16 protein-coding genes and 5 tRNA genes are annotated in these 16931 nt (G+C 73.7%); 9 read left to right on the top strand and 12 right to left on the bottom strand.

Features of this window, described 5'->3' with window-relative positions; all coding sequences use genetic code 11:
* Positions 1 to 164: 164 nt before the first annotated feature.
* Both PUR26_RS09185 and PUR26_RS09180 read left to right on the top strand, forming a co-directional pair.
* Complete coding sequence (locus PUR26_RS09185; protein WP_003959770.1) at positions 165 to 578, top strand: SsgA family sporulation/cell division regulator; 414 nt, start codon at positions 165 to 167, stop codon at positions 576 to 578.
* Between the two features lie 231 nt (positions 579 to 809).
* Positions 810 to 1370 carry a CGNR zinc finger domain-containing protein gene (locus PUR26_RS09180; protein WP_329870981.1) on the top strand — a complete coding sequence of 187 codons (561 nt, stop codon included), beginning with the start codon at positions 810 to 812 and terminating at the stop codon, positions 1368 to 1370.
* Between the two features lie 22 nt (positions 1371 to 1392).
* On the opposite strand, the gene PUR26_RS09175 is transcribed toward PUR26_RS09180, so the two are convergent.
* Both PUR26_RS09175 and PUR26_RS09170 read right to left on the bottom strand, forming a co-directional pair.
* Positions 1393 to 1545, bottom strand: a complete 153-nt coding sequence (locus PUR26_RS09175) for a hypothetical protein (RefSeq protein ID WP_329870979.1) — start codon at positions 1543 to 1545, stop codon at positions 1393 to 1395.
* 211 nt (positions 1546 to 1756) lie between these two features.
* On the bottom strand, positions 1757 to 2200 hold the full coding sequence (locus PUR26_RS09170) for a hypothetical protein (RefSeq protein ID WP_329870977.1): 444 nt from the start codon (positions 2198 to 2200) through the stop codon (positions 1757 to 1759).
* Between the two features lie 192 nt (positions 2201 to 2392).
* Here PUR26_RS09170 and PUR26_RS09165 point away from each other — a divergent pair, with 192 nt between their 5' ends.
* Positions 2393 to 2914 (top strand): DsbA family protein, encoded by a 522-nt coding sequence (locus tag PUR26_RS09165; protein WP_329870975.1) that lies wholly within the window; start codon positions 2393 to 2395, stop codon positions 2912 to 2914.
* Positions 2915 to 3008: 94 nt separating this feature from the next.
* Here the strand turns inward: PUR26_RS09165 and PUR26_RS09160 are convergent, their stop codons facing one another.
* The 3 genes from PUR26_RS09160 to PUR26_RS09150 form a co-directional block, all read right to left on the bottom strand.
* Positions 3009 to 3845, bottom strand: coding sequence for a GNAT family N-acetyltransferase (locus tag PUR26_RS09160; RefSeq protein ID WP_329870973.1), 837 nt, complete (start codon positions 3843 to 3845; stop codon positions 3009 to 3011).
* 62 nt (positions 3846 to 3907) lie between these two features.
* Positions 3908 to 4720 (bottom strand): aminotransferase class IV, encoded by an 813-nt coding sequence (locus PUR26_RS09155; protein ID WP_329870971.1) that lies wholly within the window; start codon positions 4718 to 4720, stop codon positions 3908 to 3910.
* The gene (locus PUR26_RS09150; RefSeq protein WP_329870969.1) at positions 4717 to 5772 is read right to left on the bottom strand and encodes a chorismate-binding protein; all 1056 of its coding nucleotides are present in this window, start codon (positions 5770 to 5772) and stop codon (positions 4717 to 4719) included. Before PUR26_RS09150 ends, PUR26_RS09155 begins: the two co-directional genes overlap by 4 nt.
* A gap of 145 nt (positions 5773 to 5917) precedes the next feature.
* Here PUR26_RS09150 and PUR26_RS09145 point away from each other — a divergent pair.
* From PUR26_RS09145 to PUR26_RS09125, 5 genes are all read left to right on the top strand, one after another.
* Positions 5918 to 5990 (top strand) — tRNA-Gly (locus tag PUR26_RS09145).
* A gap of 35 nt (positions 5991 to 6025) precedes the next feature.
* A tRNA-Cys gene (locus PUR26_RS09140) sits at positions 6026 to 6099 on the top strand.
* A 1-nt stretch (position 6100) separates the two neighbouring features.
* Positions 6101 to 6172 (top strand) — tRNA-Val (locus PUR26_RS09135).
* Positions 6173 to 6191: 19 nt separating this feature from the next.
* Positions 6192 to 6263 (top strand) — tRNA-Val (locus PUR26_RS09130).
* A gap of 38 nt (positions 6264 to 6301) precedes the next feature.
* A tRNA-Val gene (locus PUR26_RS09125) sits at positions 6302 to 6376 on the top strand.
* A gap of 51 nt (positions 6377 to 6427) precedes the next feature.
* Here the strand turns inward: PUR26_RS09125 and PUR26_RS09120 are convergent.
* From PUR26_RS09120 to PUR26_RS09105, 4 genes are all read right to left on the bottom strand, one after another.
* Positions 6428 to 6712 carry a TFIIB-type zinc ribbon-containing protein gene (locus PUR26_RS09120; RefSeq protein WP_329870967.1) on the bottom strand — a complete coding sequence of 95 codons (285 nt, stop codon included), beginning with the start codon at positions 6710 to 6712 and terminating at the stop codon, positions 6428 to 6430.
* 40 nt (positions 6713 to 6752) lie between these two features.
* The gene (locus tag PUR26_RS09115; protein ID WP_329870965.1) at positions 6753 to 7895 is read right to left on the bottom strand and encodes a phosphotransferase; all 1143 of its coding nucleotides are present in this window, start codon (positions 7893 to 7895) and stop codon (positions 6753 to 6755) included.
* Between the two features lie 487 nt (positions 7896 to 8382).
* Complete coding sequence (locus PUR26_RS09110; RefSeq protein WP_329870964.1) at positions 8383 to 8589, bottom strand: hypothetical protein; 207 nt, start codon at positions 8587 to 8589, stop codon at positions 8383 to 8385.
* A gap of 188 nt (positions 8590 to 8777) precedes the next feature.
* Positions 8778 to 9035 carry a hypothetical protein gene (locus tag PUR26_RS09105; RefSeq protein WP_329870963.1) on the bottom strand — a complete coding sequence of 86 codons (258 nt, stop codon included), beginning with the start codon at positions 9033 to 9035 and terminating at the stop codon, positions 8778 to 8780.
* Positions 9036 to 9265: 230 nt separating this feature from the next.
* On the opposite strand from PUR26_RS09105, the gene PUR26_RS09100 reads away from it, so the two are divergent.
* A complete protein-coding gene (locus tag PUR26_RS09100; RefSeq protein ID WP_329870962.1) occupies positions 9266 to 10423 on the top strand; it encodes a serine/threonine-protein kinase in 1158 nt (385 codons plus the stop codon).
* A 62-nt stretch (positions 10424 to 10485) separates the two neighbouring features.
* On the opposite strand, the gene PUR26_RS09095 is transcribed toward PUR26_RS09100, so the two are convergent.
* The 3 genes from PUR26_RS09095 to cobT form a co-directional block, all read right to left on the bottom strand.
* A complete protein-coding gene (locus PUR26_RS09095) occupies positions 10486 to 11304 on the bottom strand; it encodes a TrmH family RNA methyltransferase (RefSeq protein ID WP_329870961.1) in 819 nt (272 codons plus the stop codon).
* Positions 11305 to 11419: 115 nt separating this feature from the next.
* Complete coding sequence (gene cobA / locus PUR26_RS09090; protein ID WP_329870959.1) at positions 11420 to 12652, bottom strand: uroporphyrinogen-III C-methyltransferase; 1233 nt, start codon at positions 12650 to 12652, stop codon at positions 11420 to 11422.
* 459 nt (positions 12653 to 13111) lie between these two features.
* Positions 13112 to 16744, bottom strand: coding sequence for a nicotinate-nucleotide--dimethylbenzimidazole phosphoribosyltransferase (gene cobT, locus PUR26_RS09085; protein ID WP_329870957.1), 3633 nt, complete (start codon positions 16742 to 16744; stop codon positions 13112 to 13114).
* Positions 16745 to 16931 lie beyond the last annotated feature (187 nt).

The raw sequence follows: 16931 nt of genomic DNA, 5'->3' as shown, positions 1-16931 counted from the left end.
CGTCACCGAAATGGCCGTATAACCACCGGTTACATACCGCCGTACGAGGTACCTCAACAATCACAAAACAGACAGAGGGGTTTACAACGGCACCGTAGGTGGCATGTCGATTTCGCCGACGTGCGAATCCCCGAGCGCACACTGAGCGAAAGGCCCTGGCGCTTATGAACACCACGGTCAGCTGCGAGCTGCACCTGCGCCTCGTTGTGTCGAGCGAGTCCTCACTGCCTGTACCGGCGGGCCTGCGGTATGACACGGCCGATCCCTATGCCGTGCACGCCACCTTCCACACCGGAGCCGAGGAGACGGTCGAGTGGGTATTCGCCCGCGACCTTCTCGCCGAGGGGCTGCATCGGCCCACCGGCACCGGCGACGTCCGAGTCTGGCCGTCCCGCAGCCACGGTCAGGGCGTCGTCTGCATCGCGCTGAGCTCCCCGGAGGGCGAAGCCCTGCTCGAGGCCCCGGCGCGGGCCCTGGAGTCGTTCCTGAAGCGGACCGACGCCGCGGTGCCACCAGGCACCGAGCACCGTCACTTCGACCTCGACACGGAGCTCTCGCACATCCTGGCCGAAAGCTGAGCCAGGCCGAGAGCCGCACGGCGCCGTCCGACTCGGGGCGACGGCGCCGCGTGGACAACCGCATACCGCCACCACACGGCGGACGCCCACGCCGTCACCGCGCCTCCACCGCGGTGGCGGCGCCGGTGCGTTTCAGCCCGCTTCCGGCGCGATCCCGGCGCCGTGCGCCCAAGCGACTAGAGTCAGCGCAATCCGGCGGGCGCCCGCCCGCAGCAGGCCAGGGAGCGAATCGTGCTGATCCCCCACGACACCCGGATCGCCCTCGACACCGTCGTCGATCTGATGAACACCGCGCCGGAGGGCGAGCGGGGCGACGAACTCGGGGACATCGCGTCGTTGTACGCGTTCGTGCGGAGCCATGACATCAGCGGGGTCGGCGAGCTCGGCGCGCAGGACCTCGGGGCGGTACTGAACGTACGAAAACAGTTCGCCGACGTCTTCTCCGCGCCGAACACCCGGACCGCCTCCGAGCTGATCAACCGGCTGGTGGCCGCCGCGGGCACCACGCCCCAGCTCACCGACCACGACGGCTACGACTGGCATGTGCACTACTTCGCGCCGGGCGCGTCGGTCGCCGACCATCTGGCGGCCGACTGCGGCATGGCGCTGGCCTTCATCGTCGTGGCGGGCGAGCGGGAACGGCTGCGCCGCTGCGAGGCGCCGGACTGCGGGCGGGCCTTCGTCGACCTCTCCCGCAATCGCTCGCGCCGCTACTGCGACAGCCGTACCTGCGGCAACCGGCTGCACGTGGCCGCGTACCGGGCCCGCCGCAAGGAGGCCGCCGCCGACTGAGCGGCCCGCCCGGCGGCGGCGTTCACAGCACATAGAGATCGTGCACGGCGGCCATCAGCAGCAGACAGCCGATCACCGCCAGAAAGATCATCAGCGGCGGCTGGGAGAGCGCGAAAAGGCAGCCGCGCGGCTCTTCGGTGGGGGCGGGGGGGCGATCCCGCGAGGTATCCAGCATCTCGGCAGAGATGATGGCGCAGCAAAGTGACCAGTGATCACCGAACCCACCCCCACGGGTGCGTAGTTCATCACTTCCCGTGCCTGTGGGCCGATACGCGCTCCATGAGACGGCCCGACGTGGGATAAAGCGGGGTCCCGGTGGCGACTCCGGCCCTCGGCCCGGATCCGCAGACCGGGCCGGCAGGCGGCACCGCCGACCGCGGGCCGCCTCAGATGCCGTGCTTCTTGAGGATGGCCTCGATGTCGCTGAAGTCGTCGGCCTGGCCCGTGGCACCGGCACCCGGCTTCGCCGCCGGGCGGGCGGCCGGGGCCTTCGCACCGCCCCCCAGCGAGGGCGCGGACGCGGCGGGCGCGACCGCGGCGCGCCGCGTGGCCCGCGCCTCCTTGCGCGTGCCGCCCCTGCGCCGCTCGACGACCCGGGTCGCCCAGAGCAGCAGCCACGCCAGTCCCAGCACCCCGACACCGGCCCACGCCATCGGGCTGAACGCCGTTCCGGCCGCCCACTCGACCACGCCGGTCAGCACCAGCCCCACCGGCACGAGCGCGTACCCGGCGATACGCGCCGCCGCCACGAAGCGCTTGCGGTACGCCGTGATGGCGGCGATGCCCAGCCCGGCGGCGGACACCGCGGAGCAAATGGTCTCGGCAAGCATCCGGGCCTCCAGGCGGCGCGCTCGATACGTCCCTTCCATCCTGCACCGTCGCCTCCCGCGGCGGCCATGGTGCGGGGGTGATCTCAGGGAGATCTCCGGGTGGCTCCTCCCCCGCCCCCCCACCGGGCTCCCCCGGAACCGGACCGCAGGTCCCGGTTGGGGCAGTGGGGCTCCTGCTGGAAGACTGCCCCCATGAGCGACTCCACCACCGACAGCACCACCGCCCCCGTCGTCCTCGATGTGTGGTGCGAGCTCCAGTGCACCGACTGCCACGCCGCCCTCGACGACCTCCACGCCCTGCGCGCCCACTACGGGGACCGGCTGGAGGTGCGTCTGCGCCACTTCCCGCTGGAGAGGCACAAGCACGCCTACGCCGCGGCGCAGGCGGCAGAGGAGGCGGCGGAGCAGGGACAGGGCTGGCCCTACGCGGAGGCGGTCCTGGCCAGGGCCGAGGAGCTGGCGTCCCGGGGCGAGCCGCTCCTGCTGGATGTCGCGCGGGAACTGGGCCTGGACGCCGAGGAGTTCGACACGGCGCTGATCGACGGCCGGCATCTGCTGATCGTCGACGCCGACCAGGCCGAAGGCAAGGCCATCGGCGTCACCGGCACCCCCACGTACGTGATCGGCGGCGAGCGGCTGGACGGCGGCAAGAGCCAGGAGGGCCTGCGCCGACGCGTCATGGAGATCGCCGACGGCCTGCTGGCCCGGGCCTAGGGTGTGTCCGGGAGTATCCGTCCGCCCGCAGGGGCGTCGCGGCCCGGGCGGGACCTCCCGGACACGGCCCGGGGCCGGCGCCCCGCCCCGTGCCTCAGAGCAGCGGCTTGAAGCTGTTGACGTGGGTCGTCGCGTAGCCCAGGGACTCGTAGAGGCGGATCGCGGGAGTGTTGCCGGTGAAGACGTGCAGACCCAGCAGCCGCGCCCCCGAGTCCCGCGCGGTGCGTTCGGCGAGCAGCATCAGGGCCCGGCCGTACCCCTTCCCGCGCTGCTCCTCGACGACGTCGATGTCGTACACGAACGCGGACTGCTCGCCGGGCGTCAGCTCGCGCCGCCCGGTCCACAGGTGCCCGACGACGGTGCCGTCGCGCACGGCGACGTGGAGTCCGGCCCCCTCGGTCGCCAGCCCGTCGGGCAGGTTCTCCCGGGTGCTCGCCTCGGCCTTGGCCCGGGCCTGCTCCACCGGCACGCCGCGGTCGATCCAGCTCTGCGCGAAGCCTTCCCTGGACGCGGCTTCCCAGCTGTCGAACTCCTCCGGCGTCATGCGCCGCAGGACGACATCGGTGACCGGTGCGGGGCCGGCACCCAGCCGCTTCACCATGTTGCGGCTGCGCTCCCGGTAGCCGAGCGAGGCCGTCATCCGCAGGCCGACGGCGGCCTCGACCGGTACGGAGACCAGGACCTGGTCACAGCCCCAGCCGCGCAGCACCTCCTCGGCCGCGAGCGCGGCCACCGTGCCGCGGCCGCGGCCGCGGTCCGCCTCGTCGATGCGCAGGGAGCGGATCGCCCCCGCGCCGGGTCCGAATCCGGGCATGGTGCCGAGCTCGACCGCGCCCACGGGACGGCTGTTGACGCAGACGTCGTAGGCACGGGAGGTGGTGCCGTCGGTTGCGCGCTGAAGCGGCCCGGCCGGCCGCAGGGTGGTGGTCATCAGGGGAGTTCTACCCACCGTGCGGCCGCACGTCATCATGTTTTACGGACGGATCGTCCCCGCTACACGAGCGGCGCCCGCTCGGCGAAGACGCGCATGGCCTCGGCGGTCACCGGGCCGGGCGCGCCGGGGAGCCGGCGGTCGTCGACACGGTGGACCGCCTGGACGTCGCGGAGGGTGGAGGTCAGGAAGATCTCCTCGGCGTGCTCCAGGACGTCCAGGGGCAGGTCCGTCTCCTTCGCTCCGGTCCACTGCACGGTCAGGGCGCGGGTGATGCCGGCCAGACAGCCGGAGGAGACGGGCGGGGTGTGCAGTTGCCCGTCCAGCACCACGAAGACGTTGGAGCCCGTGCCCTCGCAGAGCTGTCCGACGGTGTTCCCGAAGAGCGCCTCCGAGGCGCCCCGCTCGTGCGCCCTGGCGAGGGCCACGACGTTCTCGGCGTACGACGTGGTCTTGAGCCCGGTCAGGGCACCGCGCTCGTTGCGTGTCCAGGGCACGGTGATCACGGCGGTGGTGCCGGGGCGCGGCGAGGTCTCGCCGACGGCCACGATGAGGCTGGGGCCCGCGTCGCCGCGGTCGGAGCCGAGCGGGGAGAGGCCACCGGTGTAGGTGACGCGCAGGCGGCCGAGCTCGACGGGGTTGGCGTCCAGGACGGCCGCGCAGGCCCGGCGCACCTCGTCGAGATCCGGGTCGGGCAGGCCCAGCCCCCGTGCGGAGCGGGTGAGCCGTTCCAGGTGGAGTTCGAGCGCGAACGGCTTGCCCCGTACCGCCTTGAGCGTCTCGAAGACGCCGTCGCCCACGGTCAGGCCGTGATCCAGGACGGAGACCCTGGCCGCGTCCGCGTCGTGCAGCCCGCCGTTGACCCACAGCTTCATTTCCCGATGGTCCTTCCGCTCGCCTCGTACGTTCCCGACGCTACCGCGAGCAGCCGGGCCGCCTTCAGCTCGGTCTCCTGCCACTCACGCTCCGGGTCGGACCCCCAGGTGATCCCGGCTCCGGTGCCGAAGCGCAGGACTCCCTCACCCTCGCTCCTGTCGATCCAGAAGGTGCGTATGCCCACCGCGAGCTCTCCTGCGTGGCGGTCGGCGTCCACCCAGCCGATCCCGCCGCAGTAGGGGCCGCGGGGCGCGGTCTCCAGCGCTTCGATGATGCGCAAGGCGCTGGATTTGGGCGCTCCGGTCACGGAGCCGGGCGGGAAGGTGGCGTCGAGCAGGGCCGGCCAGCCCGCCGTCGGCGCGAGCTCGCCGCGCACCGTGGAGACGAGGTGGACCAGCCCCGGGTGCTCCTCGACGGCGCAGAGCGAGGGAACGGTGACGGATCCGGTGGCGCAGACCCGTCCGAGATCGTTGCGGACCAGGTCCACGATCATCACGTTCTCGGCATGGTCCTTGGGCAGCAGGTCGGCGGCCGTCCTGCCGGTGCCCTTGATGGGCCCGGACTCGACGGTGCGCCCCTCGCGCCGCAGGTAGAGCTCGGGTGAGGCGGTGGCGATCTCCACGCCGTGCGCGGGCAGGCGAATCGTTCCGGCGTAGGGAGCGGGGTTGCCGCGCGCGAGCAGGGCGGTCAGGGCGTCCACATCGGCGGCGGCGTCGGCCAGCGGCGCGGACAGCACCCGGCAGAGGTTCGCCTGGTAGACCTCACCGGTCGCTATGTGCGCGCGGATCGCGCGCACCCCCGCCATGTACGCGGCGCGGTCGAGTGAGGACGTCCAGTCACCGGCCGCGGGCCCCCGCCATGCGCCGGGGACGGGCGCGGGTACCGGCGCCGTCCGGACATCCCCGAAGCGGGCGCACGTCAGGCGGCCCTCGAAATCCGCGGAGACGGCCCAGAAGCCGGAGGAGTCGAGGGCCTCGGGGTCACTGGTGACATCCCGCAGGTCGGTTGCGACGAGGCCGCCGAAGCGGGCCAGAGGAGCGAGGTTGTGCACGGGTGCGAGTCTAGGGCGGGGGCCGATGGGACGGTGCGCGCCGAGGTCAGCGCAGCACGCTGGGCAAACGCGTTTTTGTACTGGCCCGGGAATCCGCTAGAGTTCAACACGTCGCCGGGACGCGCAAGCGAAACGGAAACGACAAGCGGACGTGGCTCAGTTGGTAGAGCATCACCTTGCCAAGGTGAGGGTCGCGAGTTCGAATCTCGTCGTCCGCTCGAAGTGGGGGATCTTCCCGAACCCCTGCACTCCGGGTGGAGTGGCCGAGAGGCGAGGCAACGGCCTGCAAAGCCGTCTACACGGGTTCAAATCCCGTCTCCACCTCCAAGGACGATTAGCTCAGCGGGAGAGCGCTTCCCTGACACGGAAGAGGTCACTGGTTCAATCCCAGTATCGTCCACTGATCCGCAAGGATCCCCGCGCGATTAGCTCAGCGGGAGAGCGCTTCCCTGACACGGAAGAGGTCACTGGTTCAATCCCAGTATCGCGCACGCAGTACTCGCACCCGATGTTCCGGGTGCATCATCCCGCGCGATTAGCTCAGCGGGAGAGCGCTTCCCTGACACGGAAGAGGTCACTGGTTCAATCCCAGTATCGCGCACCACCAGGAACCCCCGATCGCTTCTCGCGGCCGGGGGTTCCGTCGTTCCTCCGGTCAGGAGGAGAAGAGCATCCGGCCGAAGCCGCGGTGGCCGTGCTGACCGTGCTGGCCATGGTGGCCCTGGTGCGGGGCACCCCAGGCCGGGGCGGCCGGTGCCGGGTAGGCCTGCGGAGCCGGCGGGGCGGGCGGGGCCTGCTGCACCCACTGGGACTCCAGACGGGTCAGCGCCTCCAGCTCGCCGTAGTCGAGGAATATCCCCCGGCAGCCGCTGCACTGCTCGATCTGGACGCCATTGCGGTTGTAGGTGTGCATGGGCGCATGGCACTTGGGACACTGCATGCTCGGCTCAACTCCTCGCCGTACGGATGGTGCCATCACCTTACGACGTGGCCATGGGTTCCAACTCGGGCGGGAGAGCGGCAATTCGGGCACAGGCGTCCACCACGGTCACTTCGACCTCATCCAGGACACGCTGCTCGGTCGCGCTCCTGGCGATGGCGAGCGCGGCGGTCTGCACGGTCAGGGCGCGGGCGGCGACGTCGAGTCGGGGCCAGGGGTCCGCCTCGGGGGGCACGGCGCGGCCGCCCTCGGCACGGTAGGCGTCCAGGAACCTCGTCCACACCCGCGGGGCGAGCAGTCCGGCCGCGTACCAGGCCGCGGGGCGGGCCAGGTCCCAGGTGGGGTCGCCCACGCCGAGGTCGTCGATGTCGATCAGCAGCCAGGGGCCCGTGGCGGCGGGGTGGCGGACGAGCTGGCCGAGGTGGAGATCGCCGTGGCAGAGCGCGGCGGCCGCCGGTGCGGGGGCGTCGCCGCGGGCCCAGGCGGGCAGTCCACGCCAGGCCGCCTCGACGGCGGTGGCGGCGGCCAGGAGCCCGGCCGGGGCCGGACCGGCGTCCGTGCCCGTGGTCGCCGCGGCCTCCGGTGTCCCGGCAGGGTGCGCTGCGCCCGTCGTGTCCCTCGCGCCCGGCACGCCCCTCGCGCTCGCGGTGTTCCGCGCGCTTGCGGTGTTCCTCGCGCCCGTCGTGCTTCCGGTGTCCGTCACGGCCCGGAGCCTGGCCATGGCGCGGGCGACCTTGGCGGGACCCCGCATCGGCGGTATCGGGCCGGGAAGCTCCGGCACCGGTACGGCGTGGAGACGGGCCAGCAGGGTCGCGGCCTCCTCCCAGGGGGCGGCGTCCGGGGCCTCAGGGTCGACGGGGGTGCCGTACGGCCAGGCGGTCACGGGGCGGCCGCGAACGTCGTCCACGGCCGCCGGGAGGGGCGGCAGCAGGATGCCGGCGAGCCGGGGGTGGGCGGCGAGGGCGAGGCGGGCGCGGTGCGCCCGTGCGTCGGTGCCGGGGGCATGGGCCTTGGCGACGGCCCGGCCGTGCCGCACGACGGTGCCGTCGGGCCGGTCGGCGAGAACGGCGCCGCTTCCCCCGCGGCCGCAGGCATGGCACGGCTCCCCCGCGTCGGCGGGATGCGCGGCGCCCCTGGCGACGCCGGCGAGCTCACGGAGGAAGGATGCGGTGGCCTGCTGCACGCCCGCGAGCCTACGCGCCCGCTCCCCGGGGCTGCCCGGCCCGGCGGGCGGCCCCTCGGCCGCGACCACACGGCACCCGGCGCACCCGGCGCGCTCGACCCCCGGCCGCCCCGCTCCGTCACCACCGCGGGCCGGGGGCACACCGTGGACGCACAACGCTCAGGAGCCGGGCGTGCGGATCACACCGGCGCCGGACACGTCCGGGTGACCGGGTCCGTGTGACCGTGCGACCGTGCGACCGCGCCGGTGTCCCCCAGGGGCGGGCAGCGCCCGTGTCCGGGGCGGTGGCGGAGCGGTGGCGGTGCCGGTGGCGCCCGCGCGGTTCCGGTGGCCGACGGGTGCCGCCGGGGCGGGGAGCGGGAAAAGCGTCGGCCGGTCAGCTCCCCAGCTGACCGGCCGACGCTGCCGTCCGCCGCACCCCCGTCCCCACGGGGTCATAGGCCGATGTCCCCCGACCCGGGCCGCTCTCCCGGGCTCGGGGCGCCGCTCAGCGCCCCAGCATCACGCCCACGGACGACGCCTGTGTGACCACCGCTTCCCAGCCGCCGAAGACGACCACCAGCAGCGCGGCCAGCGGGAGGACCATCGCGGTCGCCACCAGCGGGTGACGCCGGCCGGACGGACGGCCGCCGAACGAGGCGAAGGCCTTGCGTCCCTGCGTGCCGATCATCGTCCGCGGTGCCGTGTCCGCCATGGTCCCTCTCCTGTCATGTCTGGCAGCGGCGGGTGTCTGACCTCGGGGGACGAGTGCTGCACCCGCCGCTTGACCTCAACATTAGGGAAGCGGGAAGCCCCGGTCGTCATGCCCGCGTACCGATTGGCGGGCCTCCCGGAGGATGAGCCGCCGCCCCGTCGCGTACTCCCCTGGGTGGAGACGCCGCGCTACGGCTGGGGGACTTCCCTGAGGGAACGCTCCGAGGAGTCCTCCCTGGGCACGGGCTGTTCGACCAGTGCCAGCACTCGGTTGGCCATGAAGCGGGCCGTCCGCACCACGGTGCCGTTCCGGGTGACTTCGCTCACTTCCACCACCCCTCTGCGTACCGCCGTCTCCACCCTTCGACCGGCCCGGCCGGCCACCACCTCGTAGGTGCGAGTCGTGTCTCCCGCGTCCACGACTATCTCCACACGGTCACCCTTCATCGATCCAATCCCCCTTCTGCGACGGTCCATTGAGAAATCGCACGGGTCGGCAGGCGTGGATCCCCGGCCTCCTGACCACTCCTCAAGTTTCCCACCCGGCACTGACAATCGATCGGATCGCGAGGGCGCGGCCTATGAGCACGCCGGGGCGCGGGTACGTAAGCTGTGCCACGTCAAACGGACGACCGCGGCAGCGGGGTGGGGCCTCCCACCGTAGGTAGGGGACGGACATGGCGATGATGCGGCTCCGGCGCGAGGACCCGCGTGTCGTCGGCTCGTTCAGGCTTCACCGGCGGCTGGGCGCGGGCGGGATGGGGGTCGTGTACCTCGGTTCCGACCGGCGCGGGCAACGGGTGGCCCTGAAGGTGATCCGGCCGGATCTCGCCGAGGACCAGGAGTTCAGGTCGCGCTTCGCCCGCGAGGTGTCGGCCGCCCGGCGTATCCGCGGCGGGTGCACGGCGCGCCTGGTGGCGGCGGACCTGGAGGCCGAGCGTCCCTGGTTCGCCACGCAGTACGTCCCCGGCCCCTCCCTGCACGACAAGGTCGCCGAGGACGGCCCCCTCCTGGCGGCCGATGTCGCGGCGATCGGCGCGGCGCTCTCCGAGGGGCTCGTGGCGGTCCACGAGGCCGGCGTGGTGCACCGGGACCTGAAGCCGTCGAACATCCTGCTCTCCCCCAAGGGGCCGCGGATCATCGACTTCGGCATCGCCTGGGCCACCGGGGCGTCCACGCTCACCCACGTCGGTACGGCGGTGGGCTCCCCCGGCTTCCTCGCGCCGGAGCAGGTGCGGGGTGCGGCCGTCACCCCCGCGACCGACGTCTTCGCGCTGGGCGCCACACTGGCGTACGCGGCGATGGCCGACTCGCCCTTCGGGCACGGAAGTTCCGAGGTCATGCTCTACCGGGTGGTCCACGAGGAGCCGCAGCTGCACGGTGTGCCGGACGCGCTCGCGCCGCTCGTACGGGCCTGTCTGGCCAAGGACCCCGAGGAGCGTCCCAGCACCCTGCAACTGTCCATGCGGCTCAAGGAGATCGCTGCCCGCGAGGCCCAGGGCCTGCCGGACGGGCGTCCGCCCGCGCCGCGCCCCCAGCGGGCCGACGAACGCCCGACGGGCCGGCTCACCGAGCGGTACACGGAGCGGACCCCGCAGGACCGTACGCCCCCCCGCCCGCAGGCGTCGCGCCCGTCGTCCCCGCGCCACCCGTCACGGCCGGGCGGCCGTACGCCGTCCAAGCCGGGTGTACGGACCGGATCGGGTGTACGGACCGGAGCGAACGGGCGGATGCCGGCGAACCCGCGGCTGCTGCGCCAGCGGATCTTCGTCTTCGTCGTGGTGACACTGATCGTCCTGTTGGGGATCGCCGCGGCCCAGGGCCTGCAGGGCTAGGCCGTGTCGATCAGGCCGGATCGGTGTGGTGTCCCCCGCCCCGGCCGGGGCGGGACGGACCGTCAGCCCTGGGGTCGCCCGGTGGCCACCGCGTAGAAGGCGACGGCCGCGGCCGCGCCCACATTGAGCGAGTCCACCCCGGCCGCCATGGGGATGCGCACCCACTCGTCGGCCGCCCTCAGGGCCTTGGGGGACAGTCCGTCGCCCTCCGCGCCCAGCATCAGGGCGACGCGCTCCAGGCGGTGGGGAGCGGCCTCGTCGATCGAGACCGCCTTCTCGTCCGGGGTCAGCGCGAGCAGCCTGAAGCCCGCCGCGCGCACCGGTTCGAGATCGCGCGGCCAGGTCTCCAGGCGGGCGTACGGGACGGAGAACACCGCTCCCATCGACACCTTCACCGAACGGCGGTAGAGCGGGTCCGCGCAGTCCGGCGAGAGCAGCACCGCGTCCATGCCGAGGGCGGCGGCGCTGCGGAAGATCGCACCGATGTTGGTGTGGTCGTTGACCGACTCCATGACGACCACGCGGCGGGCCGTGCCGAGCAGCTCCCCGGCGGTCGGCAGCGGCTTGCGCTGCATGGAGGCGAGCGCGCCGCGGTGCACGTGGTAGCCGGTGACCCGCTCGGCGAGGTCGGGGCTCACGACGTACACCGGCGCGGGGGCCTCGTCGATGACGTCACGCATGACGTCGACCCACTTGGCGGAGAGCAGCATCGACCGCATCGTGTAACCGGCCTGCCCGGCGCGCCGGATGACCTTCTCGCCCTCGGCGATGAAGAGGCCCTCGGCGGGCTCGCGCCTGCGCCGCAGTTCGACGTCGGTCAGGCCGGTGTAGTCGCGCAGGCGCGGGTCGTCGGGGTCGTCGACGGTGATGAGATCTGCCACGGGGTGATACTGCCTTGTCCGGGAAAGAGGATGCCGGCGGGCGGAGAGAAGAGCGGTTCCCGCCGGTCACTTGCTGCTTCGGTCCGTGGAGGACCGGATGAGGTGGTGCGGCCGGTCACCGGACGTTCTTGTGCGGAGCCTCCGCCACGACGTCGCCGACCACGATCACCGCGGGCGGGCGGACGTCCTCGGCCCTGACCCGCTCCGCCACCGTCGCCAGCGTCGCGTCGACGCGACGCTGGGCCGCCGTCGTGCCTTCCTGGACCAGCGCCAGCGGCGTGTCGGGCGCCTTGCCGTGCGCGACGAGGGCCTCGGCGATGGCCCCGATCTTGTCGACGCCCATCAGGATCACCAGGGTGCCGCGCAGCTTGGCCAGCGAGGCCCAGTCGACCAGCGAACGCGGGTCGTCGGGCGCGACGTGGCCACTGACCACGGTGAACTCATGGGCGACGCCCCGGTGGGTGACCGGGATACCGGCCGCGCCGGGCACCGAGATCGAGCTGGAGATGCCCGGGACGACGGTGCAGGCGATGCCCTGCTCGGCGAGGGCCTGCGCCTCCTCCATGCCCCGGCCGAACACGAACGGGTCACCGCCCTTGAGGCGGACCACCGACCGGCCCGCCTTCGCGTGCTCGATCAGCGCGTTGTTGATGGCCTCCTGCGCCATGAACCGGCCGTACGGGATCTTCGCCGCGTCGATCACCTCGACGTGCGGGGGGAGCTCGTCCAGCAGGTCGCGCGGGCCCAGCCGGTCCGCGATGACCACGTCGGCCTCGGCGAGCAGGCGGCGGCCGCGGACCGTGATCAGGTCAGGGTCGCCGGGGCCGCCGCCGACCAGGGCGACGAAGGGGGTGCGGGAGCGGTGCTGCGGCGCCGCGAGGGAGCCGTCGCGCAGGCCCTCGACGATCGCGTCCCGCACGGCGGCCGAACGGCGCGGGTCGTGGCCGGTGAGCACCGCGACGGTCACGCCCTCGCTGCGTCCGGTCGCCGGGGTCCAGGCGGTGGCCGCTTCGGCGTCGTCGGAACGCACGCACCACGTCTTGGTGCGCTCGGCCTCGGCGGAGGCGCGGGCGTTGGCCTCGGCGTCGGTGGAGGCGATGAGGGCGTACCAGGCGTCGGCGATGTCCCCGTCCTCGTACCGGCGCCGCTCCCAGCGGATCTCCCCCGCCTCCGCCATGGCCTCCACGGAAGGGGTGGCGGACGGCGACACGAGGGTGACGTCGGCGCCGGCCGCGATCAGGGCGGGAAGACGGCGCTGGGCGACCTGGCCGCCGCCGATGACGACGACACGGCGCCCGGAGAGGCGAAGTCCGACGGGGTAGGCGGGCTGCTCGGCGTACTCGACCATGGCGGGGCGGGCTCCTCGGCGGGGCGTGCGATGTGCGGAGGCCGCTGCGACGGTGAAGCGGCTGGTGGAGCGGGGGTGGAACGTAGTCGACCACGATACGGGGCGGGGGTGGTCCGATGAAGGTTCGGGTGACGTCGGCAACATCTCTCCGGAGGGTCCGACTCCGGTCCCCTGGCCCGGACCGTCGCACGGTCATCGCCGTTCATCGCCCGGTCATCCCCGGTCGTGGTTCGTCGCGCCCCGGGCCGCCCGGCCGCCGGCCTGTGGGGCCTGCCGGGTCTCCGGGCCGCCGGGCCTCGGGAGGCGGCATGTGCTGGGGAGCGCACCGCGTGCGTACGGCCGGGGAGGGGCGGCGCCTGCCGGGCGCAGGCCGGGCCCCGGGGCGCGGCGTCGGTCCGGCGCGGCGGCTGTTCCCTCCCGGCCGCGCGGACGGACCGTGCGGCCGGGAGGGGCGAGCGGCTACTTCTCGGTGACGCCCGCGGAGTCGAACGTCGCCACCTCGTGCATGGCGCGGGCCGCGCTCTGCACCACGGGGAGGGCCAGGAGCGCGCCGGTGCCCTCGCCGAGGCGGAGGTCGAGGTCCACCAGCGGGCGCAGGCCCAGCTTGTTGAGCGCCGCCACATGGCCGGGTTCCGCGCTGCGGTGGCCCGCGATGCAGGCAGCCAGGGCCTCGGGGGCGATCGCCCGGGCGACCAGTGCCGCCGCGCCGGCCGAGACGCCGTCGAGGATGACCGGCGTACGCAGGGAGGCCCCGCCGAGGATCAGACCGACCATGGCCGCGTGTTCCAGGCCGCCGATCGCCGCGAGGACGCCGATGGGGTCGGCCGGGTCGGGCTGGTGCAGTTCCAGCCCCCGGCGGACGACGTCGACCTTGCGGGCGTGCATCTCGTCGTTGATCCCGGTGCCGCGGCCGGTGACCTCGACCGGGTCGACACCCGTGTACACGGAGATCAGCGCGGCGGAGGAGGTGGTGTTCGCGATGCCCATCTCCCCGGTGAGGAGGGCCTTGTTGCCGGCGGCGACGAGGTCACGGGCGGTCTCGATACCGACCTCGACCGCGGCCAGGACCTCCTCGTGGGTGAGGGCGGGGCCCGTGGTGAAGTCGGCCGTGCCCGGGCGCACCTTGCGCGGAAGGAGGCCGGGGGTGGCGGGCAGGTCACCGGCGACACCGACGTCGATGACGCAGACCTCCGCGCCGACCTGGTTGGCGAACGCGTTGCAGACGGCTCCCCCGCCGAGGAAGTTGGCGACCATCTGGGCCGTCACCTCCTGCGGCCATGCGGTGACGCCCTGGGCGTGCACCCCGTGGTCCCCGGCGAAGATGGCGACCGCCGCGGGCTCCGGGATCGGCGGCGGGCACATCCGGGACAGCCCGGACAGCTGCGCGGAGATGATCTCCAGCATGCCGAGCGCACCGGCCGGCTTGGTCATCCGCTTCTGCCGCTCCCACGCCTCGCCGAGCGCCTTCGCGTCCAGCGGGCGGATGTTGGCGACGGTCTCCTGGAGAAGGTCGTGCGGCTCCTCGCCGGGCAGCGCCCTACGGCCGTACGTCTCCTCGTGGACGACCCACGACAGCGGACGGCGCTTGGACCAGCCCGCCTGCATCAGCTCGGGCTCCTCGGGGAATTCGTCGACGTAGCCGACACACAGGTACGCGACGACTTCGAGGTGCTCGGGCAGTCCGAGGGCGCGGACCATCTCCCGCTCGTCGAAGAAGCTGACCCAGCCCACACCGAGACCCTCGGCACGGGCGGCGAGCCACAGGTTCTCCACGGCGAGGGCGGAGGAGTACGGCGCCATCTGCGGCTGGGTGTGCCGGCCGAGGGTGTGACGGCCGCCGCGGGTGGGGTCGGCGGTCACGACGATGTTCACCGGAGTGTCGAGGATGGCCTCGATCTTCAGTTCCTTGAACTGCTTGGCCCGGCCCTTGGGCAGCGACTTGGCGTACGCCTCGCGCTGACGCGTCGCCAGTTCGTGCATGGTGCGGCGCGTCTCGGCCGAGCGGATGACGACGAAGTCCCAGGGCTGCGAGTGGCCGACGCTGGGGGCGGTGTGCGCCGCCTCCAGGACGCGCAGCAGCACCTCGTGCGGGATCGGGTCGCTGCGGAACCCGTTGCGGATGTCCCGGCGTTCCCGCATGACCCGCAGGACGGCCTCACGCTCGGTGTCCTCGTACGCGGGGGCCGGGGCCCCGTTCCCGGCGGGCGCGACGGGCTCCTCGTCCCCGGCGCCCTCCGGCGCTTCGGCGTCCTCCACCGGCTCCACCGCGTCCAGCGCTTCCGGCTGCTCGGCCACGGCTTCCGCCGCCTCGGCAGACTCGACCGCCTCGGCAGACTCGACCGGCTGGGCCGTCTCGACCGGCTGGGCCGCCTCGGGGGCCGCCACGTGCTCCACCTCGACGGCGGACTCGACGGACTCGACCGCCTCGATGGACTCGGGCTCTCCCTCCTCGACCGTCCGCGCCGCCTCGACGGCCTCGGGCTGCTCCTGCGGCGCGGGCTGCTGCTCCTCGGCCTCAGGAGCCTCGGGCGTCTCCTGCGCCACCGGCTCGGGCGCGAACACGGCGGCGGGACCGCCGTCGCGCGGTGCGGGCACGGTCGCCACCGCGTCGGCCTGCGGTACGGGCTCCGCCTCCGGAGCCGCTTCCACCACCACGGCCCCCGGGGCGGTGTGGACCGCCTGCTCGACCGGCACGGCCTGCGCCTCGGGCAACGCGTGCCCGGCGACCGGCGCGGGCGGCTGCTCCACCGGTGCGACGGCGGGCTCCGCCTCGGGCGCGGCGGGCGCCTCCTCCGCTGCGTCCGGCAGGGCTGTCCCGGCCGGGACGGACTGCTCGACGGGCACGGATGCCTGGTCCACGGCCACGGCAGCGACGGCCTGCTCCGGAACGACCGTTTCTGCTGAGGCACCAAGCGGCATCTGAGGTTGCTGTGACTCGTGTGACTCATGCGTCACAGGGAACGGCTGAGGCTCAGAAGCGGCCTGAGGTTCGGGGGCCGCCTGAGGCTCATGGGCGGCCGCCTGGGGCTCTGGGGCCTGCTGCACGGCCGCGTCCACCTGTACCGCGGGCTCCGGCTCGGCCGCGACCGGCTCCGGATGGACCGCGGCCGGCTCCGGCTCGACCGCCGGGACGGGCTGGACGGGCTCCGGCTGGACGGGCTCGGGCTGCGCCACGGGAACCGGCGGCACCGCCTCCGGCTGCGCCGCCCACGGCTCCCCGGCCTGCGGCGGGGTCTCGCCGAGCTGCGGTCCGGCCGGTGCGGGCACGGGCTCCTCGCGGGGCACGTCCAGGTACTCCGGTCCGGCCGTGGCCGGAGCCGCGTGGTGCACCGGGGCCGGGGCTGCCGGCGCACCGGCCGGGCCGCGGTCGGCGAGCGAGCGCACGACGCCGACGGTGCCCTCGGGCATCGGGGGGCCCATGTGAAGCGGCCGTCGCGCGGGCGGCGCGGTCTGGGCGGGTGCGGGAGCGGGCGGGATGCGCACACCGTTGAGGTCGACCGACCCGGAGTCGCGGCCACCGGCCTCGTGGGCACCGGTCTCGTGCACGGCCGCCTCGTGGGTCCCGGGGGCGTACCCGGCTCCCTCGTACGTCGCGGCCTCGTAGGTCGCGGCCTCGGGCAGCGGGGACTCGTGGAACACGTGCGCGCCGGACTCGTGGAGCGCCGGCTCGTAGGCGTGCGGGGCCTGGGCGGCCTGCACCGGCTGCTCCTGCGTCCCGTGCTGGTCCGGCGTCATCTGCTGCTCCTGGATCACCTGCTGTTGCGCGAGCGGCTCCGCGGGCGGCTGGGCCATCCGCTCGTGCCCGGCCTGCTCGTACCCCGCCTGCGGATAGGACCCGTCGGCCGGGACATGGCCCGGGCCGGCGAAGGGCGCCGCCATCGGCATCGCCATGGGGGCCACCGGGGCGACACCGGCCTGCGGCTCGCCCCAGGCCCCCTGCGAACCGGGCATCAGCAGCAGATCGTCGTCCTCGGCAGCGCCTTCGGAGGGATCCAGGAAGGTGTACGCGCCCGGAGCGGGGATGCCCGGCTGCTCCACCATGCCTGCGGCCTCCGGCTGTCCCTCGCCCGGGACCTGGCCGGTGTCGGTCATGCGTACCCCTCGCCCATCGCTTGTGCTCCTTCAGACCTTCGCCCGCCAACAAGAACGAGCGTGCGCGCCGCGCGGCACGAACGGCGCGCGGACATCAAGCATTCTCGCGGCCATCGGACCTCGTGACAGCGAGATCCGCCACGGTCGGCTGTGGACTGCGCCACGTCGCGCATCCCCCGATTGCGCT

The organism is Streptomyces sp. SP18CS02 (genome assembly GCF_036322365.1).
Classification (GTDB): domain Bacteria; phylum Actinomycetota; class Actinomycetes; order Streptomycetales; family Streptomycetaceae; genus Streptomyces.
This window is presented reverse-complemented; position numbering and strand designations above follow the sequence as displayed.

Coding starts and splice junctions, on each gene's coding strand:
- cobA (WP_329870959.1), bottom strand. CDS start 12,652: ATGGTCGAGTACGCCGAGCAGCCCGCCTACCCCGTCGGACTTCGCCTC.
- PUR26_RS09110 (WP_329870964.1), bottom strand. CDS start 8,589: ATGGCGGACACGGCACCGCGGACGATGATCGGCACGCAGGGACGCAAG.
- PUR26_RS09120 (WP_329870967.1), bottom strand. CDS start 6,712: ATGCAGTGTCCCAAGTGCCATGCGCCCATGCACACCTACAACCGCAAT.
- PUR26_RS09175 (WP_329870979.1), bottom strand. CDS start 1,545: ATGCTGGATACCTCGCGGGATCGCCCCCCCGCCCCCACCGAAGAGCCG.
- PUR26_RS09155 (WP_329870971.1), bottom strand. CDS start 4,720: ATGAAGCTGTGGGTCAACGGCGGGCTGCACGACGCGGACGCGGCCAGG.
- PUR26_RS09185 (WP_003959770.1), top strand. CDS start 165: ATGAACACCACGGTCAGCTGCGAGCTGCACCTGCGCCTCGTTGTGTCG.
- PUR26_RS09100 (WP_329870962.1), top strand. CDS start 9,266: ATGGCGATGATGCGGCTCCGGCGCGAGGACCCGCGTGTCGTCGGCTCG.
- cobT (WP_329870957.1), bottom strand. CDS start 16,744: ATGACCGACACCGGCCAGGTCCCGGGCGAGGGACAGCCGGAGGCCGCA.
- PUR26_RS09160 (WP_329870973.1), bottom strand. CDS start 3,845: ATGACCACCACCCTGCGGCCGGCCGGGCCGCTTCAGCGCGCAACCGAC.
- PUR26_RS09165 (WP_329870975.1), top strand. CDS start 2,393: ATGAGCGACTCCACCACCGACAGCACCACCGCCCCCGTCGTCCTCGAT.
- PUR26_RS09105 (WP_329870963.1), bottom strand. CDS start 9,035: ATGAAGGGTGACCGTGTGGAGATAGTCGTGGACGCGGGAGACACGACT.
- PUR26_RS09170 (WP_329870977.1), bottom strand. CDS start 2,200: ATGCTTGCCGAGACCATTTGCTCCGCGGTGTCCGCCGCCGGGCTGGGC.